The 26,315-nt window shown below is 45.5% G+C and carries 25 protein-coding genes; 15 read left to right on the forward strand and 10 right to left on the reverse strand.

The features are described from left to right. The first annotated feature begins 22 nt into the window (after positions 1-22). Together J4N37_RS10090 and J4N37_RS10095 are read left to right on the forward strand one after the other, a co-directional pair. Positions 23-682, forward strand: coding sequence for a response regulator transcription factor (locus J4N37_RS10090; protein ID WP_005442273.1), 660 nt, complete (start codon positions 23-25; stop codon positions 680-682). Next, entirely contained in the window at positions 672-2,021 is a 1,350-nt protein-coding gene (locus J4N37_RS10095) for an ATP-binding protein (protein ID WP_252040805.1), read from the forward strand. Before J4N37_RS10090 ends, J4N37_RS10095 begins: the two co-directional genes overlap by 11 nt. Before the next feature lie 77 nt (positions 2,022-2,098). Here J4N37_RS10095 and J4N37_RS10100 read toward each other — a convergent pair whose 3' ends face one another. Continuing rightward, positions 2,099-3,394, reverse strand: a complete 1,296-nt coding sequence (locus J4N37_RS10100) for an LssY C-terminal domain-containing protein (protein WP_252040807.1) — start codon at positions 3,392-3,394, stop codon at positions 2,099-2,101. A gap of 14 nt (positions 3,395-3,408) precedes the next feature. Further along, positions 3,409-4,143, reverse strand: coding sequence for a glycosyltransferase family 2 protein (locus tag J4N37_RS10105; RefSeq protein WP_010449037.1), 735 nt, complete (start codon positions 4,141-4,143; stop codon positions 3,409-3,411). Positions 4,144-4,550: 407 nt separating this feature from the next. Between J4N37_RS10105 and rplY the strand changes: the two genes are divergently transcribed. Then, the gene (rplY, locus tag J4N37_RS10110) at positions 4,551-4,829 is read left to right on the forward strand and encodes a 50S ribosomal protein L25 (RefSeq protein ID WP_010449038.1); all 279 of its coding nucleotides are present in this window, start codon (positions 4,551-4,553) and stop codon (positions 4,827-4,829) included. A gap of 227 nt (positions 4,830-5,056) precedes the next feature. Here rplY and J4N37_RS10115 read toward each other — a convergent pair whose 3' ends face one another. Both J4N37_RS10115 and J4N37_RS10120 read right to left on the reverse strand, forming a co-directional pair. After that, a complete protein-coding gene (locus J4N37_RS10115) occupies positions 5,057-5,572 on the reverse strand; it encodes a GNAT family N-acetyltransferase (protein WP_029561008.1) in 516 nt (171 codons plus the stop codon). Between the two features lie 14 nt (positions 5,573-5,586). Next, positions 5,587-6,291: a GNAT family N-acetyltransferase gene (locus J4N37_RS10120; protein WP_252040809.1), complete on the reverse strand. Its 705-nt coding sequence runs from the start codon at positions 6,289-6,291 to the stop codon at positions 5,587-5,589. Between the two features lie 349 nt (positions 6,292-6,640). Between J4N37_RS10120 and ushA the strand changes: the two genes are divergently transcribed. After that, a complete protein-coding gene (ushA, locus tag J4N37_RS10125; RefSeq protein WP_252040811.1) occupies positions 6,641-8,356 on the forward strand; it encodes a bifunctional UDP-sugar hydrolase/5'-nucleotidase UshA in 1,716 nt (571 codons plus the stop codon). Positions 8,357-8,795: 439 nt separating this feature from the next. After that, a complete protein-coding gene (locus J4N37_RS10130; protein ID WP_010449052.1) occupies positions 8,796-9,017 on the forward strand; it encodes a hypothetical protein in 222 nt (73 codons plus the stop codon). Positions 9,018-9,141: 124 nt separating this feature from the next. Here the strand turns inward: J4N37_RS10130 and J4N37_RS10135 are convergent, their stop codons facing one another. After that, positions 9,142-9,390 (reverse strand): DUF1289 domain-containing protein, encoded by a 249-nt coding sequence (locus J4N37_RS10135; RefSeq protein ID WP_010449053.1) that lies wholly within the window; start codon positions 9,388-9,390, stop codon positions 9,142-9,144. A gap of 220 nt (positions 9,391-9,610) precedes the next feature. Here J4N37_RS10135 and J4N37_RS10140 point away from each other — a divergent pair, with 220 nt between their 5' ends. Further along, positions 9,611-10,057 carry an META domain-containing protein gene (locus J4N37_RS10140; protein ID WP_252040813.1) on the forward strand — a complete coding sequence of 149 codons (447 nt, stop codon included), beginning with the start codon at positions 9,611-9,613 and terminating at the stop codon, positions 10,055-10,057. Positions 10,058-10,136: 79 nt separating this feature from the next. Here the strand turns inward: J4N37_RS10140 and J4N37_RS10145 are convergent, their stop codons facing one another. The 4 genes from J4N37_RS10145 to J4N37_RS10160 form a co-directional block, all read right to left on the reverse strand. Then, a complete protein-coding gene (locus J4N37_RS10145; RefSeq protein ID WP_252040815.1) occupies positions 10,137-11,627 on the reverse strand; it encodes a SulP family inorganic anion transporter in 1,491 nt (496 codons plus the stop codon). A gap of 355 nt (positions 11,628-11,982) precedes the next feature. After that, positions 11,983-12,651 (reverse strand): hypothetical protein, encoded by a 669-nt coding sequence (locus J4N37_RS10150; protein WP_071234754.1) that lies wholly within the window; start codon positions 12,649-12,651, stop codon positions 11,983-11,985. 151 nt (positions 12,652-12,802) lie between these two features. After that, positions 12,803-13,399 carry a response regulator transcription factor gene (locus J4N37_RS10155; protein WP_045368623.1) on the reverse strand — a complete coding sequence of 199 codons (597 nt, stop codon included), beginning with the start codon at positions 13,397-13,399 and terminating at the stop codon, positions 12,803-12,805. Beyond that, entirely contained in the window at positions 13,389-15,194 is a 1,806-nt protein-coding gene (locus tag J4N37_RS10160) for a sensor histidine kinase (RefSeq protein WP_252040825.1), read from the reverse strand. Before J4N37_RS10160 ends, J4N37_RS10155 begins: the two co-directional genes overlap by 11 nt. A gap of 301 nt (positions 15,195-15,495) precedes the next feature. Between J4N37_RS10160 and J4N37_RS10165 the strand changes: the two genes are divergently transcribed. The 8 genes from J4N37_RS10165 to J4N37_RS10200 all read left to right on the forward strand — a co-directional run bounded on the left by J4N37_RS10165 (position 15,496) and on the right by J4N37_RS10200 (position 24,238). Next, positions 15,496-16,479, forward strand: a complete 984-nt coding sequence (locus J4N37_RS10165) for a sulfurtransferase (protein WP_005425726.1) — start codon at positions 15,496-15,498, stop codon at positions 16,477-16,479. 20 nt (positions 16,480-16,499) lie between these two features. Beyond that, positions 16,500-18,296, forward strand: a complete 1,797-nt coding sequence (locus J4N37_RS10170; RefSeq protein ID WP_252040827.1) for an FAD-dependent oxidoreductase — start codon at positions 16,500-16,502, stop codon at positions 18,294-18,296. Beyond that, positions 18,293-19,063 (forward strand): heterodisulfide reductase-related iron-sulfur binding cluster, encoded by a 771-nt coding sequence (locus J4N37_RS10175; protein WP_005442306.1) that lies wholly within the window; start codon positions 18,293-18,295, stop codon positions 19,061-19,063. Before J4N37_RS10170 ends, J4N37_RS10175 begins: the two co-directional genes overlap by 4 nt. Before the next feature lie 69 nt (positions 19,064-19,132). Further along, the gene (locus J4N37_RS10180; RefSeq protein ID WP_005442307.1) at positions 19,133-19,810 is read left to right on the forward strand and encodes a TVP38/TMEM64 family protein; all 678 of its coding nucleotides are present in this window, start codon (positions 19,133-19,135) and stop codon (positions 19,808-19,810) included. 337 nt (positions 19,811-20,147) lie between these two features. Then, complete coding sequence (locus tag J4N37_RS10185; RefSeq protein WP_252040829.1) at positions 20,148-21,305, forward strand: ABC transporter substrate-binding protein; 1,158 nt, start codon at positions 20,148-20,150, stop codon at positions 21,303-21,305. A gap of 9 nt (positions 21,306-21,314) precedes the next feature. Next, a complete protein-coding gene (locus J4N37_RS10190) occupies positions 21,315-23,024 on the forward strand; it encodes an ABC transporter permease (protein WP_252040831.1) in 1,710 nt (569 codons plus the stop codon). Next, positions 22,990-23,637 (forward strand): ATP-binding cassette domain-containing protein, encoded by a 648-nt coding sequence (locus J4N37_RS10195; RefSeq protein ID WP_020194921.1) that lies wholly within the window; start codon positions 22,990-22,992, stop codon positions 23,635-23,637. Before J4N37_RS10190 ends, J4N37_RS10195 begins: the two co-directional genes overlap by 35 nt. Further along, the gene (locus J4N37_RS10200) at positions 23,630-24,238 is read left to right on the forward strand and encodes a CDP-alcohol phosphatidyltransferase family protein (protein WP_005450653.1); all 609 of its coding nucleotides are present in this window, start codon (positions 23,630-23,632) and stop codon (positions 24,236-24,238) included. Before J4N37_RS10195 ends, J4N37_RS10200 begins: the two co-directional genes overlap by 8 nt. A gap of 69 nt (positions 24,239-24,307) precedes the next feature. Here the strand turns inward: J4N37_RS10200 and J4N37_RS10205 are convergent, their stop codons facing one another. Further along, positions 24,308-24,460, reverse strand: a complete 153-nt coding sequence (locus tag J4N37_RS10205; RefSeq protein WP_170001019.1) for a hypothetical protein — start codon at positions 24,458-24,460, stop codon at positions 24,308-24,310. A 272-nt stretch (positions 24,461-24,732) separates the two neighbouring features. Between J4N37_RS10205 and norR the strand changes: the two genes are divergently transcribed. Beyond that, on the forward strand, positions 24,733-26,262 hold the full coding sequence (gene norR / locus J4N37_RS10210) for a nitric oxide reductase transcriptional regulator NorR (protein ID WP_020194924.1): 1,530 nt from the start codon (positions 24,733-24,735) through the stop codon (positions 26,260-26,262). The last annotated feature ends 53 nt before the right edge of the window (positions 26,263-26,315 follow it).

Consider the following 26,315-nt stretch of genomic DNA (forward strand, 5'->3'; position numbering starts at 1 on the left):
AAACATAATTAGAAGAAAGAATATGAAAATACTTGTTGTCGAAGATGAACCTCGCCTAGGCGAACAGATTTTAGAAACGTTGGAAAACAATGGCTGGGTACCAGAACTTTCCCAAGATGGCATCGACGCGCTTTACCGTGCGACCTCTGAAGAATGGGATGCGATTGTGCTCGATCTAGGTTTACCAAAACTAGATGGTCTAACGGTCCTTAAAGGTATTCGAGACGAAAACATTAATACGCCAGTTGTTATTTTGAGTGCCCGTGACACATTATCTCAGCGTGTTGAAGGTTTGAATGCTGGTGCAGACGACTACCTAACCAAGCCATTTGAAATGGTTGAACTAACTGCACGCCTTCGCGCTCAATTACGCCGCGCTTCAGGTAACGCCTCTCCTGTCATGCAGATTGGTGATTTGAGTTTAGATACTCGCTCCTCAAAAGTACTGTGGCAAGGACAAGCAGTCAGCTTAACCGCATTGGAATATAAAGTTGTCGCCTACTTTATGCACAACCCAGAGAAAGTCATTTCTCGTACCGAGTTGGTAGAGCATATCTACAAACAAGATTTTGACCGTGATTCAAACACCATCGAAGTGTTCATCGGTCGTATTCGTAAGAAAATTGCACCGAAAATCATTAAGACAGTTCGTGGACTCGGGTATCAATTGAATGCGGAATAAAAACAAACTTCCCATGCACATTCTTAAGCGGCTGAGTATCAAAAGTCGCTTAGTACTCGCGGCGGTAGTTTGGCTCACAGCGATGATCCTCGCCGCTGGGGTGACAATCCCAACCCAAGTCTACGTCTACATGGTGGATGACACTCGATCACAATTGAATGTCTACATGGACGAGATTGCCGCCCAACTCGAAGTCGACAGCAAAGGCCAACTCACCCTGCCTACTCAACTTTCCGATCCTAGATTTAATCGTCCATACAGTGGTCTTTACTGGAGCGCATCGACGGACACAAGCCTAGAGCGTTCGCGCTCCCTATGGGATAAGAAAATCGAGTACAAAGGGTTAGATAAAGACGCCTTTGGTGCTCGTGATGAAAAACTGATCACGTTGAAAAAGACCCTTTATCTGCCAGATTATGATGGTCCCATTAATGTCATCATCGGTATTGACGAAGACCCAATTGAAGGCACAATCCAGTCTTTAACAGGGCAGCTTTGGATCATTTTAGGATTGCTGTTTGCCGGTGTTCTTGCGGTTATCTTGCTACAAATCGCATGGTCTTTAAGCCCGCTGACCAAGCTGCAAAAAGAATTAGCCGAGCTTAAATCAGGTAATAAGAAAGGCTTGGAAGAAGAGTACCCGAAAGAAATCTCACCTTTAATTTCTGACCTCAATGCTCTGCTCTTTCACTATCAAGAGTTGCTTGAACGTGCACGAAATCATGCGGGAAACTTATCTCACGCGCTAAAAACACCACTTTCGGTTTTAAAAAACGAAGTGCAAAGCTTCACACCTGAAGAACAAGAACGCTTGAACGCACCAATCACACAGATCCAACAACACATCGATTACCACTTGGGTCGTGCTCGTATGGCGGGTTCAATGAACATTCTTTCGGTGAAATCGAACCCTTCAGAGCGTGTTGATGCCATATCAATGGCGTTTGACAAGGTCTACTCACATCGTGACGTCACACTGATTAACGAGCTTGATTCTGATTTGAATGTTGCAGTAGAGAAAACCGATCTGGATGAGATGGTGGGTAACTTACTGGAAAATGGCTACAAATGGGCGAATAGCATCATTCGTGTTCACTCAATGCTAGATAAAGACAATATTCATATCATAATTGAAGACGACGGCCCGGGGATCCCTGCGGAGCAGTTATGCCAAGTGATAAAGCGTGGTTACCGTCTGGATGAAACAACGCCAGGATCTGGTTTGGGCTTAAACATTGTCAGTGAAATGGCGCACAGTTACCGCGGTCAGCTTGAACTATCAGAGAGCAAAATGGGCGGTTTAAAAGCCACATTGATTCTGCAAAAGAGCCGCGCTTAAGTCGCTTACATCAGCCACTCACAGTAACGCTTTAAAATGGCACTTATCGATTTATTCGCTAGGTGCCATTTTTGTATCTAGATAGCTTTTTGGTTGGATAAGTTTAGAGCTAATGATGGCTCACTAATCAGCAGCACATTCCCATCAGAGTAATAGTCATGCTTACTGTCCATTGCAACAGGCTGTGCCAGCGAATGTAACTCCCCCACTAACGCTAAATCACTCACTTCAATTTGATTCGCTAGACGGTCTCTTTCACTATCCACATTAGGATCTATTCGATGTAACACCGTCACAATGCCTGCGTAATGCGCCAACTTGAGACCGTCATCGTAACTAATCGCTCCGACCCAAATTGGTTGACCTGACTTTGATTCTAACCCAGCTTGCCACCAGCGGATATGAGAACGTTTTAGCAAACTTCCAGGCTCTTGGAACGCCATCGACTGTGGCTTGCCGTTCCAAAACAAATCAGAAACTGGCGGCAGTTTCTGCTTCAACAAACTCACATAATCTGCTAGCTCGATGTCGTTTCTCGAGAAGGTTTTATTCTCTAGCCAGCCTAGCTCTTGCATTAGGCTTCTCGGGGATTCACCGACATACACCAAGTTCACTGCCTGGGCGTCAAACACATTCGAGCGCCCCGGATAAACCTTAAAGCCGATATCATCAAGCACTATCGGTTGACTTTTAGTAACGTCGGTTTGTTCTACATTGTCGTCTGCTAGATAGAAAAAGTGTCCATAATTCGCAGCAACTAAACAGAGCACTAAAGCTGTTAGGGATTTGGTCCATTTACGTGACCAGTTTTTCTTCCAAGCCACAAAGGCGAATACAGAAGCGATGAGCACTGAGGCGATAAGAAGCTTGTGTTCAAACAGGATGAACTTAATGGAATCAATTGGAATCCATGTGTTAAGACCCGCGGCAAGCAAATACCCTGCAACGACAAACTGCCCAACACCGAGCATCAGTCCAATTGATGAACAGACCGTAAAACGCTTCCAACTCACATTCACAGAACCCGCCATAAATGGCACGACCCAAGCAACAGGTCCGAGTAAGCGTGCAAAGATCAAAATGGCATTGCCGCGTTTTTTCATCAGCAAACGGCAACGGGCTATTGGGCGCTTCGTCTTGGCTTGCCACCGAATAAGCTTCCTCTGCGCTTTAGAGCCAGAACGTTTGCCAATAAAATAACTGAGTTGGTCGCCAATCCAACCGCCCAATAAAACGGCGATGACGCCCCAAATGACGCCTTGGTGTAATTGATAGCCCGCAGCGAGCAAAAACGGCTCGCCCGGAATAAAGAGGTTAGGTCCAATCGTCGCATCTAACAGAGCCCCGAAGAACAGACTGATCGCTTCCAGCATGCAGCCCCCGACGATTATGAGTGTTGATCTTTATAGTGGCCGAATTTGTATTCCATTTCGTTATTACGCATCTCGCCAAAGAAGAATCGACGCATATTAGCTTTGAAATAGGTCATACCCATTTTAAAGAAACCGTCTTGATCAAGGCGGCGCGGATCGAATTCAAAAGTCATAGGTAAGAAGCGGAAACGCCATGTTTTTGAAGCTCGCTTTACATAATCGCAATCTTCACAAAGCGTGATGGACTCATCAAAGCCATTGATCTCTTTATGCGCACGTTTTGTAGAGAAAATACATGCCCCTACTGCGGTTGGAAATGCGTATTGAGTAATAAACAAACCTGCGTTAAACAGGCCGTAGCCTAACTTATGTGCCATTGGCAGATCGTTTGATCCCATATAAACACCTGCTACTTCCAACTTCGCACCTTCCAATTTACCCATTGCTCGGCTCAGAAAATCGCTCGGTAAGCGCACGTCCGCATCTAAGAAAAGAATACGTTCATATTTTGCAAGTTCTGCTCCCGTGTTACGTCCTAAGCTGACACCACGCGTTTCCATATGATGAACAGTCAGTTCTGGTAGTGAGCCATCGTAAGCTTGCGCGACTTCTCTCGTCGAGTCTTCGCTGTTCGAATCCACTACGATCACTTCAAATTTTTGGTGAGTTTGCTTGGTTAAATCTTCAAGTAGTCGACCAATACGTTTTTCTTCATTCAAGGTAATTACAACGATACTAACTGAATTCATAATGTGCTCCATTGAGGTTATCCGTTTATTTACGATGGAGAATAGAACCGAGTGACTTAACGGTTACTGAGGCCAACATTCATTTTGCGTTCATTTTGTTAATGAATGATTTCGTTCAGAAAGAGAATTGACTGCAAGAGGAATAAAACGTGCGAACAAAAAAAAGCAAAATCGGTTAAAATCAGCGCAATGTGAGCAAACTTTTGCCCGAGCCGCAAAAACGACACTCTACTGCAAGAAGAATTACTGGCTTTTTGGTGATTTAGGTACAATTTCGGTTGCTGAATTCAGAGCAGGATGATAGTATCCGCGCTCGCTTGAACAGTTCCTGTTTCAAGCTTTACCACGAACACAAGGTCGCATTGTGTCGTGAAGTTTTATTTTTTACTAATTTGAGAGTAAATACTATGAAATTCGAAGCAGTAGTACGTACTGAACTAGGTAAAGGTGCGAGCCGCCGCCTACGTCACGCTGGCAAATTCCCTGCAGTTGTATACGGCGGTGAAGAAGCAGCAGTTGCTATCGTTCTTAACCACGACGACATCGTTAACCAAATGGACAAGCCAGCGTTCTACGAAGGCATCGTTCTAGTTATCGACGGCGCTGAAGTTAAAGTTAAGCCACAAGACGTTCAACGTCACGCTTACAAGCCAAAAGTTGAGCACATGGACTTCATCCGTATCTAATTCCCTACCAAGGAATTAACGGATAAAATCCAAACCTTTTGCATAAAAGATTATCGGACTTACCAACCGAGACATCTAAAAAATTTCAAAACCCCGGAGACTTACCACCTCCGGGGTTTTACTATTAAGGGAAAAGTAAATTCTCTTCCTCTTTTCTCAATTTTATCTTCATTGCCAGCAGCTTGCTCTACCAAACGCTGCGCAGCATATTCTTCAACAGTAAGTTATTACGTTCGTGCTATGTACTTCACTAACGTGACGTCGTTGAGTGTCATCTCATCAATGACTTCCGATTCCTCCTCTCCAGAGCGTACAAAACCGCACTTCTTGTAGAAATTAAGCCCTTGCTTATTGCTATCCAACGCCTTAAGACTGATTTGCATCACTGGCGTTGAGAGCAAGCGAGTTTCTAATTCATCGATCAGAGCACTACCAGCACCTTGCCCGAAGTATAAGGGAGATACATAGCAGCAAGTCACAATAGCCGTTTTATCTTCACTAGAGTGATTAGGCAGCTCATAACTCAAAAAGCCGACAATCTCCTTCTGCTTCTCTACAACAATGAGATGTGCCAGTTGCTCCGTCATGACCCGAGTCCACATTCGCTCTCTACGCTCTCGAGTAAATTGGTCGATGTAGCTTTGAGGCATTAACCCTTTGTAAGCGACTTGCCATGAATCGACGTGTATTTTGGCGATCTGACCCGCTTCATCTCTAATTGCATTTCTAACTGTATATTCCATTGCTTGACTTTCCATTACTCCGGAGTAAACACCCTTTGACGACTGTACGCTTCAAACCCAAAAGACTGGCAAAGCTTTATCGAAGGCGTATTTTCGATATTTACTCGATACCTGATTTTACGCTGCCTCAACTTCACTTCATTGATTAAATGACTGAGCAGGCGTTTTCCATACCCTTTTCCTCTTGCTTCAGGAGAAACCAATATGGATAAAGATTCAAACGGTTCTTTCCCTTTATAGCAATAAGAAGCCAACACCGCGACCAGCTCATTTTTGTCAAATATGCCGTAAAAGAAATGGCTATCGAGGTCAAAGTCCGCTTTAAGGATATCTTCTTCGCTCATTCGGCTAACAAAAGATTCAAGTAATTCGAGATCAGATTCGATCGAGAGAGGAATTATCCCATCGTCTTTGTTATTACTATTATCATTAAATAAATAGTAGTCGACATCATCAAATTCACAGAACAATTGCTTATCATTGAGCTTTCTCTCCAGCTCATTTGGGTGAACATGTTTAATTGTTTCCCATAAACTTTCTGGGCAAGAAATATATGTGACGCTACCCGATTGGTATAGAAATACAGCGCAAAGTTCAGAGAACTTTTGCCAATAGTGCGGGTCATAAGAATAGCCGTTGTACAAATTGCCGCTCACATTGAACAGTCTTTGCCATGAGCAATCGATTTCCGCGGTAAGTGTGGTTGTTTTTTTGAGCATCCCTTCCTCTCAACACAGCGTACAGAAAAATCTTAACTATTTGTTTCATAGAGAGTAAGAAGACATTAATCTGACAAAATAATCACCAAAGTTTGCTTCATATCTCACCAAAATGCGTATTGATTCACATTGGAAAAATTAATTCAATTAAGTCACTCACAAAATAAAAACTTAAATTTAACTCCCAACCACAAAATACCATTTCTGTTTATTTGTAGACTTAGGTAGCAGCCTCGTTAATTCCTTTCGTCGACAGAAGTATAAATAAGACTCTGATCACTAAAGTTTAATATTTTTTCCGTATATTTCACGCCGTAACTAAATCAAAATCACACAGAAAGGATCCCCTATGAAGTTTTCCAAATCTCTTTTGGTGCTTTCAGTCGGCGCAGCACTAGCAGGATGTGGCTCAGACAGCGATAACTCTCCAGTTACTTGTGAAACAGCAGATTCATGTACTAAATTCACTGTTCTACACACTAACGACAACCACGGTCGTTTCTGGGAAAACAGTAAAGGTGAGTACGGCATGGCAGCACGTAAAACTCTTATCGAGTCAATTCGTGCCGAAGTTGCAGCTAATGGCGGTGAGTCAATCCTACTTTCAGGTGGTGACATCAACACTGGTGTTCCTGAGTCAGATATGCAAGACGCAGTGCCAGACTTCGTAGGTATGAACCTTCTTGGCTACGACGCAATGGCAGTAGGTAACCACGAGTTTGATAACTCTCTAGATGTCCTAGACATGCAAGCAGAACTTGCTGACTTCCCAATGCTAGCAGCAAACATCTATAAGAAAGATGCTGACGGTAAAGTAACTGATGAACGTTACTTTGCTCCTTACAAAGTGTTTACTATCAACGGTCTTAAAGTTGCAGTAATTGGTCTTACTACAAAAGATACTGCGAAGTTAGTTAACCCTGACAATGTAGCAAGCATTTACTTCGAAGACCCACAAGTTGAAATCCAAAAAACACTTGCAGAAATCGAAGCTAACGAAAAAGTTGACCTAGTATTTGCGACTACGCACATGGGTCACTACCAAGACGGTAACCATGGTAGTGAAGCGGCGGGTGATGTAATGCTGGCACGCTCTCTTAAAGAAGGTGAGCTTGATGCAATCATCGGTGGTCACTCACAAAACCCTGTGTGTATGGAACCAGGCACTAACGAATACGCTGATTTTAAACCAGGCGACGATTGTGCACCAGACCAACAAAACGGCACTTACATCATGCAAGCGCATGAGTGGGGTAAATACGTTGGCCGTGCAGATTTTGAATACTACGACGGTAAACTGCACCTAGCAGATTACGCGCTAATTCCAGTAAACCTAAAAGCCAAAGATGAAAATGGTGATTACCAGTTCATCACTGAAGAAATCAAGCCTGACGCAACAGTTAAGTCAATTCTTCTTCCTTACCAACAGCAAGGCCAAGATCTTCTAGACGTTAAAGTTTCTGAAACTGACGGCAAGCTAGAAGGCGACCGTACTACAGTTCGCTCACAGCAAACTAACCTTGGTCACCTATTGGGTGAAGCGTACCGTACTTACAACCTAGTAAATGCAGACTTCGGCGTGATGAACTCAGGTGGCGTTCGTGATTCAATCCAAACGGGTGACATCACTTACCGCGACGTACTGACAGTACAGCCTTTCGGTAACTTTGTAACGAAAGCAACCATGACTGGTGCAGAAGTGAAAGAGTACCTAGACGTAGTAGCAACTAAGTCTGCAGGTTCTGGTGCATACGCTCAACTAGATAACATCAAGCTATCTGTTGATTGTGATGCTAGCGACGTAACAATCACTGACATCAACGGCAAAGGCTTCGATCTTGCAGCTACTTACACATTCTCTGTAATCAGCTTCAGCGCAGCAGGTGGTGATAACTACCCAATCATCGACGTTGAGTCTACACAGATGACTGACGCGTCTGTTCTGCGTGAGTTCTTTGTGAACAACCCTCAGATCTCAGCTGAAGATTTCAATAAAAACTTAGACAACATTCAGTACTTCAGTAACGGTCAAGCTGTTAAAGGCTGTCCATCTGCAAGCAACTAAACAAGCATAATTGCTTTAACTTGTTGTCGACGTCCACTCAGTTAGTTAACAACTGAAGCAAAGGACGTCAGACTGACCCTAAGATCAACCGGAGCCCTAAAGGCTCCGGTTTTTTATTAGCGCTAAATCTCTGATAAAACACCACCTTCAAAAATCGTTCAAAAAATGTTCATTTGTGTTATTGACGCCTCTGTGTAGGACTTCTATGTTTGATAAGGTCTTTCGAATATGCAGATTCATTAACTGTGATTTATGACTCTTTTTGATTCACATAGCTAATGATTCTAAGAAAGATGCGAATGGCGTTACAAACACTGCTCTCAAACAATTTGTCTCTCAGACTTCAAACTAAAGCGATGGGCTTCTACGCTCCCGCGAACGAGCAGCCACACGAACGCCAATGTGTTCAAACTGCTGCCATCGAGTTCTGGAGGTCAAAATGAAACGAGCCAGCAACAGCTATAGACTGCAATTAATTAAAGAAGTGGTCACTCGTAGAGAGCGCGAAGCGTGTACTGATCCTATGGCGAGATACATACATCAACTAATGGATGAATTGCCAACCAGTAAATTAGACGTGGAACAAAATCATCGCTTTGCAGGTAGTCACTTCGACGAACAAGCAGGAGGCTGGGTAAGCGACCAATGGTCTTTAAAGTAACGCCAAACGCTCATATCTTTGGGCGAGAAAATGGATAGGAAGTTCCCGGCTCTTATGGATAAGAATTTCAGACTGGGCCGGGAATCGTTATGGAGCGAGAACAATCAAAATAGAAATAAAAAAGCTAGAACAGATCTTGTTGTGGTGATGCATCATCGCGAGGCACTTCTTTTTTACCCTTCCCTGCTAACACCTTTCTTCTGTATCGTTGTCGACACAGCTTAATGACGTGCAACTGCTGCGCAGGAGTAAAGCTCAGCCAATTAAACCGCTCTTCTCTTTTACGCATGCATCCCTTGCAGTAACCTTTTTCGTCAGAAGTACAAACTCCGACACAAGGACTTGGGACGGTAAAAAACTCCAATTGCTCCATGCTCAACCCGTTCTTCCGCTCACTTATTTAAGTCCGATACGTTTATAATCAAATAACCATAAGAAATTTCGAAGTTTTCGGTGAATTTCAATACCGAGAATGGGATCTCTGTTATAAAATACGCCGTGTTTAAAAACATACGAAACCATAACCGTATGCTGACAAAAACAGTGTTTTATTACCTATACTTACCACGTTTTCTAAAAACGGAGTCAATAAAATGAAGCTTAGCCTAAAAACGTTAGTAGCAGCAATCTCACTTCCAGTTCTAATGACTGCATGCGCTAGCAATGGTGACAATGTGAAAGAAATTACGGCTCAAGATCTACAGCACCATAACTGGCAGTTGGTTCAAATCGATGGCAATAGCATCGAACTGAAAGAGCGTCAAAAAGCACCTCGCCTAGAGATTGGCGAAAACCTGACGGCAAACGGCAACGCTGGTTGTAACAACTTCTTCGGTCAAGCTGAACTGAAAGACAACCAACTACGCATCGAAAAAATGGGTATGACCATGATGATGTGTATGGAAGACCAAATGAAGATTGAAAAAGTAATGTCTGAAACGCTTTCTGATTGGAGCGACATTACTCTGACTAACGAAGGTCTAGTATTGAAAAACGCAGACCACGAACTAACGTTCGAATTGCGTGACTGGGTAAACTAATCCCGTATTCGTTTTGAGGCAATCGGTCTCTGACAGAATAAGTCTCTAAAAAAGCAGCCAATGGCTGCTTTTTTTGCTTCTAATGTCCCATACCTTGTTTAGCAAGCTTTTCTGGATCGTCATAAACCGCGTGACGATCAATCATATCCAGCGTCGCTTCGTTCATGCCGGTCACGGCGACTATCGAGCCCCCTTTTCGGAACTTAAGAATCGCTTTATCCAATGCCGATATCGCTGTGATATCCCAAAAATGCGCATCGGATAAATCAATCGTGATGTACCTTGTCGTATTGTCGAAATCAAACATATCAGTAAAGCTGTAAGCGGAAGCAAAAAAGATTTGCCCATGAACTTTGTGAATCGTATGGTCGTTATCGACAATGACTTCATCCGAAACCTTCATCAAGGTGCGGCTTTGATTCACATAGAAAACACACGCTAATAAAACGCCTACCAGCACACCGATTGCGAGATTGTGGGTAGCCACAACAGCAATCACCGTAGAAACCATAATTACGTTCGTCGACAAGCTGTGCTTGCGCATATCCGCAATGGAGTGCCATGAGAAGGTACTAATGGAGACCATGATCATCACTGACACAAGTGCCGCCATCGGGATTTGCTTTAGGTAATCCCCCAAGAACACCACCATGACCAGCAAAAACACACCGGAGCAAAGCGTTGATAAACGTGTTCTACCGCCAGACTGAATATTGATCATTGACTGACCAATCATCGCACAACCAGCCATCCCACCAAACAGAGACGCGACCATATTCGCAATGCCCTGTCCTTTGCACTCGTCGTTTTTCTCACTCTCTGTATCCGTCAACTCATCGACGATAGATGCGGTCATTAATGATTCAAGTACACCAACAATGGCTAATGCTAACGAATAAGGGAAAATGATTTGTAGAGTTTCGAGGTTGAAAGGAATATCGGGAATCATGAACACAGGGAGCGCGCTGGGCAGTTCACCCATGTCGCCAACGGTGCGAATATCGATATCAAACATCAACGCAATCACCGTCACCGAGATAATGCACACCAATGGAGAAGGCAGCATTTTTCCGATTTTCGGCAGGTATGGGAACAAATAGATGATGGCTAAACCTAACGCGGTCAAAGCATAAACTGGCCAAGAAACGTCAGTCAGTTCAGGCAGTTGAGCCATAAAAATTAGAATTGCCAAAGCGTTAACGAACCCTGTCATAATCGACTTGGATACAAAACGCATTAAATCCCCTAGCCTCAAATAGCCGATTAACAGTTGCAGCACGCCAGCGAAAAACGATGCGGCAAGCAAGTATTGCAAACCATGATCTTTTACTAAGGTGGTCATCAATAACGCCATCGCTCCAGTTGCCGCGGAAATCATTCCGGACCTTGAGCCAGTAAACGCTATCACGACGCAGATGGAAAACGAGGCATACAACCCCACTTTAGGGTCGAGTCCCGCAATAATAGAGAATGCGATAGCTTCTGGAATGAGTGCCAGTGCTACAACAACTCCTGATAGACAATCTCCTTTAACATTGTTGAACCAAGTATCTTTTGTAAATTTAAACATAAATCTCTCATAAACGTATTGCCTTAATTGGTGCATTGCGCACGGTGAAGGGAGTGATGCAAACGCATCTGAGAGATCGTTCTAGGGCGGACTAATGAGCAAAAAGCACCTTCCTTAATCGTCAATTAAAAAGTCATGGTTTCCTCGAAATGAGTTTCCTCGATATGGACAGTCAAAAAACAAGACCGGCCTCATCAGAGGTGTGCTTTATATCACTTCAAAAATGTAATTTGTAATAAATTCTTACAAAAGTAGGTAAATCCAGCTACAAGCAACAATAAAAAAGCGCCTCCCAAAGGAAGCGCTTATGCATCATTAACACTTTGTTATATCGAAATTTATTTTCATTTAAGCATCAGAATGACTGCTGAGAATAAGACTCCCCGTCAAAACCACTCAATTGCTCATACGCTTTAGACAGAATTGCAATCCCGATAATGGTGACTACAAAACTCAATAGGCTCATTAAGAAAGGCAGTTGCAAAAACGCCAGTGGCGACATCGCCAATCCAAACAGAAGCGGCACCAAAATAACCACGCTCATCATGTACCAAGTATGGCCTTTGGTCAGATTCCATGCATAAGGGAAAGAGACACCTTTACCAATAGCAATCGCTGGAAACACAAGTACCAGTCGACAGCAAATAACACCTAACACCAGCAACGCGATAGCGGCAAGTGCTACATTAATCATGGCGAAAAGCGCCGCAACCGCAACAACGGCGATTGTCATTGCCAAGTAGTGGCCAATAAACCACATTTCGATCTTTCCAAAGGTGAAACGTCCCCACTGAGGTACCGATTGAGGGCCTTTCAAAATGATGCTGTGTACGTTGATAGCCACAATGGCAGACAGTAATGCCATCAAAATTTGCACTAAGACAGTAGCACCGTCACCTTCTGATGTGCTTAAGAGAAGATCCAGAATAATAGAGAGGAGAATGGGTAACACGGTTGCTTTTGCGATCGCTTGTTTATGAGTACTCAGGGAAGAAAAAGCGCTTTTAACGGTATCGACAAACATAGTTAAGTTCTAGCCAAGATTAAGGTTTATTCTGGTTGCTGATGTTATCTTCCTGATATCAATTGAGCAAACCTTTCCCTAAATATCATTAGGTTACAATAAATATTTCGACCTAAATACTTTCATTTATCGATACCAAAATACACTGAAGCTAAATTAAATGCCCCACTTTATGGATCAACACCGCTAAGCTCTCTGCTTCGAGCTTCTTCATCACGTTAGAACGGTGCACCTCAATCGTTCTCAAAGATACGCACAATAAGTCCGCCATCTCTTGGTTTTTCATCCCCTTGACGACCAAACCGAGAACTTCTCTCTCACGCTTAGTGAGGCTCTGTAAAACCTGCTTAGCGCCCAACTTCTCACCATTTTTGAGTGACTGCGCCATCGCATCATCCACCGCCATCACAAGAGCGTTACCATCGACTGGTTTTTGAAAGAAATCGAGTGCGCCATCTTTTAGCGCATCCACTGCCATTGGAATGTCACCATGTCCAGTCAGGTAAATCACGCTAATTGGGCTGAGTTTCTCGTTCATCATTTGGTGAACATCTTGCCCACGCATGTCTGGCATGCGGCTATCGAGCAAAACACAACCAGGTGCAGACAAATTGACCTCATTGAGAAAATCTATCCCGCTAGAGAAAGTCTCAACCTCATAGCCATAGCTTTCTAACAGAAATGCCATGGACTCTAATACTGGTTCTTCATCATCAACGATATAAAGCGAACAAAGGTTACGACTCATGACAAGCCTCCTGATACGGTAAAACGATGGTCACCTGACACCCTGTTGGATCAATTGACCTAAATTGAATACTGCCTTGATGGGCATCAAGCACATCACGACAAATGGCCAAACCTAAGCCCAGTCCATTTTCTTTGGTGGTGTAGAAGGCTTGATCTAATGGTGTCTCTTGCTCTTCGATACCAATGCCATTGTCCATCACATCGATAATCACCATCTCATCGCAAAAGCTAACGTGCAGATCCACGTACAAGTCTTTCCGTTTCGGCGAATGGCTCAAACAGGCGTCTTTTGCGTTGTTCAAAACGTTGAGAATGACTTGCTGCAAACCAGTGGCGTCAGCAAAGACTTTTTGTGGCTCGCCAGAGTAAAGCACTCCCAATTGAATTCGGTGTCGTTGAAACTCGTAATCCACCAGCTTCATTGCTTCTTCAATTAACGAAGCTAAATCCACCCAGCTCTTTTCAATTGGCGTTTTGTTTATCAAGCTGCGAAGGCGCTGAATAATGTCACTTGCAGAAGTAACCTGCTGTTGAATTTTATCGAGGATTGGTGCCATCTCTTCCGCAGTCGCACCTCGCTCCATACGTACCTTAGCCCCTTGGCTGTAGTTCTTTATCGCCGCCAGAGGTTGATTTATTTCATGCGCCAGGCTACTACCAAGCTCACCGACAATGGTGATTCGCTGCGCGTGCTCAAGCATGGAACTCTTGCGGCGCAAATTATTCATAGTGGTTTTTAGCGTTTCGCGACTGCGCTGAAACTTCCACTCCAGCCAGAAGTGATAGCCCGTCAACAACAGTAAAGTCAGTAAAGACGCCATCGCAATGGCTTGGTTCTTATGCAGCCACTCTTGCGCTTTTTGGCCCCAAGATTTTTGCAGCGGGTGCATGTCTAAGTGCTTGTAAACTTTATCTACATTGATGCTCGGTGCAGGCAGCATCCAACCGACATTGTTTGCAGCAACCGCTGCCGGGTGGTCTTCTGGCATTGCGAATAGAGTTTGTGCCACCATCTGACCAACATCGACTGGTGCGCGTTCCGTCATCGCCATCGTCCAGTTTGGGTACAGTGGCGTACTCACCGCGCAAACTGAATCTGCAGGACGCTTCTCATTCAATACACGTAGGTTATGCAGTTGAATACGCCCCTCTTTCGCCATGTTCTCCAGAGTACATGCAGGGACGATCGCGACATCGAGATCGTTCTCGATCACGTCCAAAATCAGTTGATCCGTCGGTGGGCCAGTAAAGTGGATCTTTTCAAAGAATGATGATTTGAAGTAGCCCAGTTTATCGAGCTCGTAACGCAGCGCGAGAAAACCACCAAACGCTTTTTCCGATACCGCCGCAACATTGGCTTTATTGATGTCTTTCAGTGTTTTAAAAGGCGATTCTTCACGTACAACCACCACCGAGGCAATCGACTTATTTGGTAAATCACTGTAAGCGGTTTTCTGCGTTGCCAACCAGTTGATTGGGTATTCGCGAGCAAGTTTGGTCGCCTGCCCCGGACTGGTCAGAATGAAGTCTAGCCAACCGTGCAAAAATGCATCTTCAAGTTGGTCGAAATCGTAAGTATGTAGGTTGAATTGATAGCCAGGATTCTGAGTCTCCAGCCAATCCAAAGTCGGTTGCCATGCTTCTCGCGCATGTGCGTGACCACGCAGCGCTAAAACACCCACATCGTAGTCTGTTCTCTGTACTTTTTGGTCATTAGCAAAAGCAAAAGAGGTGAAGAAAAAAGAGAGAGCAAAAATGAAAAGAATAAACTTTTGAGAATAATTATCAATCACTTACAAAATACTACCAAAATACGGCTGTGGCGCATTTTACCACCATTCCCCCCTGCTACTTTGTTGCTTTAGATCAATCCCACATCATTATTGTGGGAAACCACAATATCGCCATTTAAACGATTTCCTCAGAATGCCTTACCCATAAAGGGGTAGAGCGCATTTTCACCTGTTTAAAATCATGAACACCCAAAATGAATAAAAAACGTTCATGCCTGTACTCCCCCTTCAAAAGCATTCTATCTGTCGAACCATCGAAGGTTCGGCAGTAAAACTTTAAATTAATATATGGAAGCAACTCATGAAAAAATCGACGATTGCGTTGGGTGTGTTCGCCGCTGTTACAGCGGTTGGCTACTCAGCTTACAATACGATGTTTTCGGCTGAGGCTGTGACTGTGGATGCTGCTGCTCAAGAGCAGAAGTTCACACAGTACGCTCACCCAGAACACTTCATTTCTGCACAACAACTGAAGTCGCTGATGGACGGTGACAAAGACGTGGTTGTGATCGGTGCGCTAAATCCTATCAAACCAGATAGCCCTATTTCTGGCTCTTACACTATGTGGCGTAACGATTACTCAGCAGCTGAAGACGCCTACGACTTCGGTGGTATGAGCAACAGCACAGAAGAGATGGAAACGATTCTAGGCAGCTTCGGCGCGACAGCAGACAGCACAATCGTGGTTTATGCAGCGGGCTCTCACCACGATGCAGCTCGCCTGTACTGGCAAATCCATAATCTTGGTCACCAAGACGTTCGTTACCTTGACGGTGGCTTGAACGCTTGGATGGGCGCTGGTTATCCGACAGGCTCTGCAAACCAAAGCGTGGCAGCGGTTGAATACAACGCACCTAACGCACAACAAGATAACAATGCCCTAGCCACGCTAGACATGGTTATTGCTGCGCAAAACAACCCTGATTGGGTGATCCTAGATACTCGCGGCAACGACGAGTTCAACGGTGAGGTTGCGGTTTCTGGCGCGTACGGCCCTGGCACAATCCCAAGCAGTGTTCACATTAACTGGACCAAAGCGTTGAACGAAGACACAACGCTGAAATCAGCAGAAGAACTGCAAGCCCTTTACGGCGACATCATCAAAGGCAAAAAAGTCATCGCTTACTGCCAATCTGGTGTTCGCTCTGCCCACACCACCATGATTCTTACTGAAGTCCTCGGTGCGGAAGGCGTCTACAACTACGACGGCTCATGGATCGAATACAGCCACGCTCACTACGAGCAAAAGAATCCTGAAGTGAACGTTATCAACGGCAAGAGCTAATCAACACGGAACCGCAGTGAATGAACAATGTAATTTTTAGCCAAAAGCTATTCGACACCGCTCAAACGATTGTCGATGGTTGTATGGGTGATGCCGATCCGGCATGTCAAACCGCATGTCCAATGCACACGGACGTAAAACAGTACGTTCGTATGGCTGGCGAAGGGAATTTCCAAGGCGCTCTGGATCTGATCCGCAGCAAACTATTCCTTCCTCAAACTCTTGGTCGTATTTGTGCCCACCCTTGTGAAGCGTCTTGTCGCCGTAACGCTGAGTTCGGTCAGCCGATCAGCGTAGCGGGCATCAAACGTTTCGTCGCAGAGAAAATGGATAACCAAGATCACTGGGATCTCAACATTGCCCCTCTAACGAACAAACACATTGCGATCGTAGGTGCTGGCCCTGCTGGCGCGCAAGCGGCGATCGAACTTCGTCGTCAAGGCCACGAAGTAACGATTTACGAAAAGCTAGACGTATACGGCGGCATGATGCGTGTGGGTATCCCTGAATACCGTCTACCACGCGATGTTATCGATTTCGAATACAGCTACCTAGCGATGCTGGGTATTAAAACTCAGTTTGGCGTTGAGATCGGCAAAGACATTAGCTTCGACACTCTACGTAGCGAACACGATGCTGTGATTCTGGCTCACGGTGCACACGTAGGCTCTATCATTCCATTACCAGGTCACGACAACGATGGCGTGTTCTCTGCGGTTGAATACTTGAAAGAGATTTCTGAAACTCGCCAATTCCCACGTGCAGGTAAACGCGTGATGGTTATCGGCGGTGGTGACGTTGCGATGGACTGCGCGCGCTCTTCATGGCGTATCGGTGCAAGCGAAGTTTACCAATGTTCGCTTGAGAGCCTAGAGAATCTACCTGCAAGCCAAATCGAAATCGACGAGTCGCTAGAAGAAGGTGTCGAGTTCAACGCAGGTTGGGGCCCAGTTGCTATCGAACACGATAACGGCAAAGTAACCGGCATCACTATCAAGAAAGTAGTGTCTATCTTTGACGAGCAAGGCAACTTTGCACCTCAGTACAGCGAAGAAAGCAAAACTATCTCTGTGGATACGGTTGTTTTCGCTACGGGTCAAGTTGTGGCTGACATCACTGGCGGCGCACTGGAACAAACTCGCGGCGGCCGTTACGTTGTCGATAAACAAACGCTAGCTTCTAGCCTAGAAGACGTCTTCGTCGCCGGTGACGCGTGTGGCGGTAACATCGTGATTGAAGCGATGGCATTAGGTCGCAAAGCCGCAATGAGTGTTGAGCGTTTCCTAACGACTCGCCCACTGACTGAAGGTCGCGACTTCGAGCAAGAATACAGCTACTCATCTCGTCTAGACGTGCCACTACCAAAAGGTACGGTAGATACCCCTCGCCTACACGGTGAATTGCGTAACGCTGAAGAGCGTAAACAAGATTTTGCACAAGTGGATTTAGGCTTTACTGAAGCGCAAATCAAACAAGAAGCCTCTCGCTGTCTGCAATGTAGCTGCAAGCTATGTATGACCGAGTGCATCATGATGAATGACTTCAGTGACTGTCCGAAGACCATCTTCTCTGACTTTGTGAACAACAAGTCAATGGACCCATTGATGGCTTACTCATGTAACGCCTGTGACCAGTGCACCATCGTATGTCCGAAAGACTTCCCAATGAAGGAAATGTTCCTAGGCGCACGTGCGGACTTTGTTAAGGCAAACAATGGTGAATCACCAATGCCGGGCCACAAAGCAATCAACATGCACCAGAAGCTGGGCTTCTCAAAAATCTTCACTATGGCAAAACGAGCGGTATCGACAAAATGAGTAATAAAGTATTTATGCCAGGATGCAGCTTGCCATCCTACTCACCAGAAGGCGTAGCAGCAATTGCGAGCTACTTAAAAGAAGTGTACCCAGACATGGGCGCAGTGCAGAAGTGTTGTGGTAAACCAACCGCTGCTATTGGCCAAACTGAGAAGTTCAAAGAGCGTTACGGCCAGCTTCAAGCGGACTTCGATAAGCTAGACGCACAAGAAGTCATTGTGGCGTGTCAAAGCTGCTACGGCATGATCAAGAAGTCTGGCGGCACACAAAAACCAGTTTCATTGTGGAAACTGCTTCCAGAAATCGGCCTACCAGAAGCGCTACGTGGAAAAGCGAAAAACAGTGACGTGGTATTCACCATTCACGACTCTTGCTCTACTCGCTACGAAAAAGAACTGCAAGACGGCATCCGCTGGATCTTGAACGAGCTTGGCTACAAAACCTCAGAACCAGAACACACACGTGAAAACACACGCTGTTGTGGCTTTGGCGGCATGGTAGTGCCAGCAAACCCAGACGTCGCAACACGCGTAATCAAACGCCGCGTGGAAGAGTTTGAGACAGACTACGTTGTGGTTTACTGCTCGGCTTGTCGTGCATCCATGATGGGTGTTGGTACGAAATCTTGGCACATTCTGGATCTGATGTTCGGCCCTGTAATCATGCAAGGTGATGAGCCGCCAGTAAACGTGCTCGCTAGCCCTGTGAAAGCTTGGTTCAACCGCTACAAATCTAAAGCGGGCCTAATCAAGTGTATGTCTGTGTAGATGTGTCTCTGTAGCTACGTTTTTGTAGCTACATCTTTTTAATTATTAGGTTTAAGTGAAGTTGAACTTATGAAATTCGTAAAAATCGCTCTTATTGTTGCTGTTATCGCTCTCGCTCTATTTGCAGCAAAACAAACTGGCATCCTTGAAATCATCACAGACATCAAGAGCCTACAAGATTGGATCGCAAGCTTTGGCGTTTGGGGTTACGCAGTATTCGTAGCAGCATTCGTATTTGCGTGTGTTTTCCTACTACCGGGCAGTGCGTTCACCATCGTAGCGGGTATCGTATTTGGCCCAATCAAAGGCGGTATCTTAGCGCTGTTCTCTGCAACGCTTGGCGCGGTGGCGGCATTCATCGTGGCGCGCTTCCTGCTTCGTAACACCATCATGAAGAAGTTTGGCGATAACCCAATCTTCAAGAAAATCGACGATGGCGTAGCAGCAAACGGTACAAGCTTCTTGATCCTAACGCGTCTAGTACCTGTATTCCCATTCAGCCTACAGAACTACGCTTACGGTCTAACCAGCCTAAACCTTGGCACATACGCTTTGGTCTCTCTACTAACAATGGCACCAGGTGCATTCATCTTCGCTTACATGGCGGGTGATATTGCGACAAACGGTGTATCTGCGATGCTACTAGTGAAGTTTGCGGTTGCGGGTCTTATCCTGTTTGGCATGTCTCTGATTCCAAAATACATCGCGAAGAAAAAAGGCATCAACATGGAAGAATTAGCGAAGTAATCCGGTCTATCCATTATTGACGCCAAAAGAGTGCGACTTATCGGGAGTTGCACTCTTTTCATTCTTACTAATTTGCTCACAGTTTGTGCCTCTTTTGGCGACTTTTAAAACCAAAAACTGACGTGAATTGGTATGACCTCACAAGGCGAATAATTCTATGAAACTATTATCAAATTCGCGTTGATAATAAAGCGAGATAGATTACTATCCATGTAGAGGGAACGGAGCGTTCAGCCTGTTTATACCCCTATGTTGAGTATTGAAAATAGACGTTTTTCATCACATAGGCGAACAAAGCTCCAAAATGAAAACAAAGATAAAGAAACACGGATTACGTATGAAAAAGCTACTTAGCACCATTGGCATTTTAGCCACCATTTTTGCCACCTCCTCTTATGCCACTTCTCACTCCGAAGAATGGCAAAAAATCGAACAACAAGCCGACGGTCAGACTGTTTATTTCCATGCTTGGGGCGGTAGCCAAGAGATCAACCGCTATATCCAATGGGCAGGCAAAGAGCTTAAATCTCGCTACAACGTGACGCTTAACCACGTAAAAGTCACCGACATTTCTGAAACCACTACTCGTCTTATTGCAGAAAAAGCCGCAGGGAAGAACAGCGGAGGCAGTGTGGATATGGTTTGGATTAATGGTGAAAACTTTAAATCAATGAAAGACAACCAACTGCTGTTTGGTCCTTTTGTTGACGGTCTACCAAGTTGGCAATATGTCGACAAAACACTACCAGTAGATGTTGATTTTTCAGAACCAACTGATGGCCTTGAAGCGCCATGGGGTGTCGGCCAACTTGTTTTTATCTACGATGAAGAGACGCTAAACAACCCGCCAAGTTCTTACGCAGAAATGCTAAGTTACGCAAAAGCGTTTCCTAACCGCCTTACTTACCCTCGCCCACCAGAGTTCCATGGCACTAGCTTCATTAAATCTCTACTCATTGAGTTAAGTAACAACGATCCTGCACTGCAAAAACCAGTGACCGACGAAGCATTCAAAACCGTTACGCAGCCTCTATGGACTTACTTAGATGAATTCCACTCTGTTGCATGGCGCGGCGGTAAACAATTCCCTGGCGGAACAGCAGAAACCGTACAGCTGCTAGATGATGGTCAGATTGACCTAGCTGTCACGTTCAACCCGAACGCAGTTTACTCAGCACAATCAAGCGGCAATCTAGCAGAAAGCACCAAAGCATACGCGATGGACGCTGGCGCATTATCGAACATCCACTTCTTAGCGATTCCTTGGAACGCAAATGCCAGTGCAGGCGCGCAAGTTGCTATAGACTTTTTATTAAGCCCTGAAGCACAGTCTCGCAAAGGTGATATCAACATCTGGGGTGATCCTTCAGTGCTAAGCAGCCAGTACCTAACCGGGACGGCTAAGAATACTCAACAGTTCAAATCTATCGCGGAGCCACACCCAAGTTGGCAAGCAGCGTTAGAAAAAGAATGGCTGAAACGCTACGGAAATTAATACACACCCATGTTAAGAGCGCTGTATCTAGTTATTATCGCAGTTTGTATATCACCAACCATCCCGGGACTACTCGGGGTGGTGGTGTCTGCGCTCGGCTATGTACCCCCTATCGGTTTGCACCACTTTTCACTGGATGGCTTTCATGCTGTGTTTGACTGGGAAGGTGTGTGGACGTCGATTGGACTGACTTTCTATTCCGCCATTTTCAGCAGCTACCTTGCTTGTTTGATCACTTTCGCGATTCTTCAAGCCTCATGGGGCAGCGAGTTCTGGCGCAAGATTGAAATGAGTCTTTCCCCTCTTCTTGCTATGCCGCATGTCGCGTTTGCTATTGGCTTCGCTTTTCTATTCGCACCAACAGGCATGGGCGTTCGTGTACTCAACCAAATGTTTGGTTACGATCCAAATGCGCAAACAGTGAATGACTTAGCGTTGTTGATCAAAGACCCACACGCACTGGGTTTGATCGTCATGCTTGCCATTAAAGAAGTGCCGTTTTTATTGTTGATGAGCATTCCTATTCTTCAGCAACTAAAAGTTGAGAAGATTGAGAAAGTCAGCCATTCGATGGGTTACAGTTCCGCGCAAGCATGGTGGAAATGCGTTTTCCCACAATGGTTAGCGAAGCTGCGTTTCCCAATGTTAGCAGTTCTGGCTTACAGCTTATCCGTTGTGGATGTGGCGCTAATTATTGGCCCAACCAACCCTCCTACGTTTGCAGTCTTGGTATGGCAATGGTTTAACGATCCTGATTTGTCACTCCTACCAAGAGCAGCGGCGGGTGCGGTGGTGCTGTTTGCCATTGCGAGCCTTTTGATTGGTTTTGCACGACTTGTTGAATGGAGCATTACCAAAGGCTTCAAACGCTGGCAATACTCCGGCCGTAGCGGTTTTCGCTTACCGGGTAAGACCTTGTTCTCTTTGATTGCTCTGCTTGCTCTTTTAATGGTGCCTTTGATGGTGGTGTGGAGCTTTGCACAACGTTGGCGTTTCCCTGACTTATTACCAAGCCGCTATAGCCTACGTTTTTGGGAGTACGAGTGGCAAAGCATTCTTGGCACGCTAGAACAAAGCATGTTGATTGCAGTTATCAGTGCATCTATTGCCCTTGTATTGGCGCTGATCGCTCATGAGTACCGCCTACGCTACCGTTGGCAGGTGCCGGGGTACATCATTGCTGTACCTATGTTGATCCCACAGCTTTCAGTGTTGTTTGGTATGCAGGTCGCTACTCTGTATCTCGACAGCAATGCGTATTTCTTCTGGGTATGCTGGGCACATGTATTCTTCGCTTTCCCATTCGTTTACCTGTCATTGGATGGGCCTTGGCGCAGCTTCGACAACGGTTTGACTCGCGTCGCTCTAAGCCTTGGCAAATCACCAATGCAAGCTTGGTTGAAAGTAAAATTGCCGATTCTTCTGCCTGCCATTGCCTTTGCTTGGGCAGTGGGAATTAGTGTGAGCTTGGCTCAATACCTACCAACACTGGTGCTGGGTGCGGGTCGCATCAGCACAATAACAACAGAAGCGGTAGCCCTCTCAAGTGGCTTCGACCGTCGTGTCACCGCGATTTACGCAATTTGGCAAGCGCTCTTGCCGTTAATGTTCTTCTCTTTTGCGATTCTACTTAGTCGTTTACACGTTAAGTATCGCCGGTTGTCTATTAAAGGTTTACTACCGAATGAGTCTTTGTCTCGAAAACCTCGCCATCCGTAAAACCAATGGCGACACACTTTTCTCTGCGTTCAACATGACCGTAAAGAAAGGTGAAATTGTTACCCTGATGGGCCCAAGCGGCTGCGGAAAATCCACCTTGTTGGATGCGATTGCTGGTCACCTGTCTTCCGAGTTCGACTATTCAGGCTCAATCACGCTCGATAACGAAAAGCTGGATGCTTTACCTGCACACAAACGTCAGGTGGGTATTCTGTTCCAAGATGACTTGCTCTTCCCGCACCTCACCGTGTGGGAGAATCTGGCCTTCGCGCTACCCGATTCAATCAAAGGCGCAGAGCGCAAAGAGCGTGCAATGCAGGCTTTGAAGCACATCTCGCTAACTAAACTTGCAGAGTCTTTCCCTGATCAAATCTCAGGCGGCCAACGCGCACGTATTGCTCTCACTCGAATGTTGTTGGCAAAACCGAAAGTTGCCCTACTCGATGAGCCCTACAGCAAACTCGATAAAGATTTGCGCGTGCAGTTTCGTAACTGGGTTGTGGAGCAGCTTCAACAAGCCCACATTCCTGCTTTAATGGTGACGCACGATGAGGATGATATTCCTGAGGGCAGTCGCTGCCTGAACTGGCCTTGGGAGACAAGCCATGCTTGATAGCCTAAGTATCAAAATCATTAAGTGGCCATTGGCACAAAGCGCAAAACTCATTGATAAATGTGGTGTGACGGCTAACCAAACCACCTTGTTTGGCTTCGCCCTTGGCTGTTTTGCCTTACCTGCATTGATGGCAGAGCAATACACGCTTGCATTAGCGTTTATTCTGCTAAATCGAATCTGTGATGGATTGGATGGTGCTTTAGCGAGAATTCAAGGCATCACCGATGCCGGCGGCTTCCTTGATATAAGCCTAGACTTCTTGTTTTATTCTCTGATTCCCTTTGGCTTTGTACTAGCAAACCCAGAACAAAACGCTGTCGCGGGCGCGTTCTTGATCTTCTCGTTTATTGGTACAGGAAGCAGCTTCTTAGCTTTCGCGATCATGGCGGGTAAACGTGGTATCGATAACCCTGTCTACAAGCACAAATCTCTGTACTACATGAGCGGCCTGACAGAAGGCACAGAGACCATAGGTTGCTTCGTGCTGTTCTGTTTGTTCCCGCAACATTTTGCCGTGATTGCGTACATCTTTGGTGCAGCATGTTGGTTTACTACGTTTACGCGTATTTACTCCGGGTTTCATACGCTGAAACCATAAACAAAACTTCAAGAGAGATTCCTGATTGCAACGAAGGAATGCAGTCGGGAATCTCTATTCCATCATCCCTCAATAAAGCATCCCACTCACCACCAGCGTCACCACAATTCCAGAGACAAAACTCGGAAAATGCCACGTCCGCTGCTTAGCGCGGTAATACTCTTTTTGTAGGTCCTCTTGGTAGCTCTTTACGGCTAACTCTTTAATGTAGTTATTATGCATAACCTGTCCTCCTGACGTGTTTTACAGGTGGAGGATAAAAGCTCAAGTTAACTTAAGGTCAACGGAAAAATATCAATTTCGGATAATATTATTTGCGGAGGCTGAATCCCTCATTCCTAGATCTTAAATTCAATCAGTTGCACTTGTTTGTATCACAGTTCTGTTGTGTCACTTGATCGTCGTCAATGGAACATCAATCTCTCACACCTTTCGATGTTCAAATGACATCAACTTGCTAGCATGAGCCCATTCAAGATAACTCTGGGCTTGTTATGACTCCTACTGTCGACCACGTACTTCTCAATATCGCACTCAATCTGAGCTCAAATCGCTCTCATGAGCAGCAATACCAAAACCTGATTGACGGAGTGGCACAAGTCTTCCCTTGCGATGCGAGCTGTCTGTTTATCTTTGATGAAGATGGCTTCCTAACGCCAGTCGCAGTAAAAGGTTTGTCGAGCTCAGTGCTCGGTCGCCGTTACTTTCCTAAAGCTCACCCGCGTTTGGATGCCATCATTCATAGTCGCGAGCCTGTTCGCTTTGATGCCGACTGCGCCCTGCCCGATCCATTTGATGGAACACTGTTAACCGAAGATCAATGTATTGACGTCCATGACTGCATGGGCTTTAGCTTGTACGTTGAGGGGCAGCTTGTCGGCGCATTAACCATGGATGCACTTGCAGTTGGCGCGTTTGACCATATCGACCCAGTCGCAATCGAAACGTTCGCAGCACTAACGGCGGCAACACTGCGTAACATTGCGCAATTAAAAGCCCTTAAAGCGCAGAACCAGAAGCAAAAGAGCGTCACGCAAACCCTGATCCAACAGGCACGCTCACAACACGGTGACATGGTTGGCTTAAGCCCACAAATCAATCAATTACGAAACAACATTGCGACCGTTGCTCAATCAGATTACGCAGTATTGGTAACGGGAGAAACGGGGACGGGTAAAGAGCTTGTTGCTCACTCCGTCCATGCTCAATCTCATCGCAATGATAAACCGATGATTTATGTAAACTGCGCCGCTCTACCCGAAGGTCTGGCAGAGAGCGAACTGTTTGGCCACGTAAAGGGCGCTTTTACCGGAGCCAATAGTCATCGTGCAGGTAAGTTCGAACTGGCTGATGGCGGGACAATCTTCTTAGATGAAGTCGGTGAATTGCCATTGATTTTGCAGGCAAAACTGCTGCGAGTTATTCAACAAGGTGAGTTGCAGCGTGTAGGTAGCGATCAGCATTTGATGGTTAACGTGCGCATCATCGCAGCCACTAACCGACAGTTAGAAAAAGAAGTGGAAGATGGCACATTCCGTGCGGATTTGTTCCATCGTTTAAATGTATTCCCAATCAAAGTGCCACCACTGCGTGCGCGTGATGGCGACATTCCAGTTCTTGCGGGGTATTTGTTAGAAAAAGTACGTCAGCAATTTAACGCACCAAACCTTCACGTTCACCCTAAGGTACTGACTCAACTAGAATCTCTGCCTTGGTATGGTAACGTTCGAGAACTTGAACACACCTTAACGCGAGCAGCGTTACATGCGATTCAACAAGGTGCGAGCACCATCATGCTCAATCACTTTGATACTTCGTTGGCATTGGATGATGTAAAAAACACATCGCATTACTTGCCGAAAGAGAGTCAGCCAATGCGCGAGTTAGTAGAGAGTTATCAACGAGACTTGATTGAACACGCTTTGAGCCAAACTGGCGGTGTTTGGGCAAAAGCAGCAGAGTTTTTACAAATGGATCGAGGCAACTTGTATCGCATGGGTAAAAAGCTCGGCATTAGCAAATAGAAACTCTACTTCGCTCATTTATCTAGAAGGAAAAAGTTGCCTCTTTGACAGAG

It is taken from the genome of Vibrio sp. SCSIO 43153, assembly GCF_023716625.1.
Classification (GTDB): Bacteria; Pseudomonadota; Gammaproteobacteria; order Enterobacterales; family Vibrionaceae; genus Vibrio; species Vibrio rotiferianus.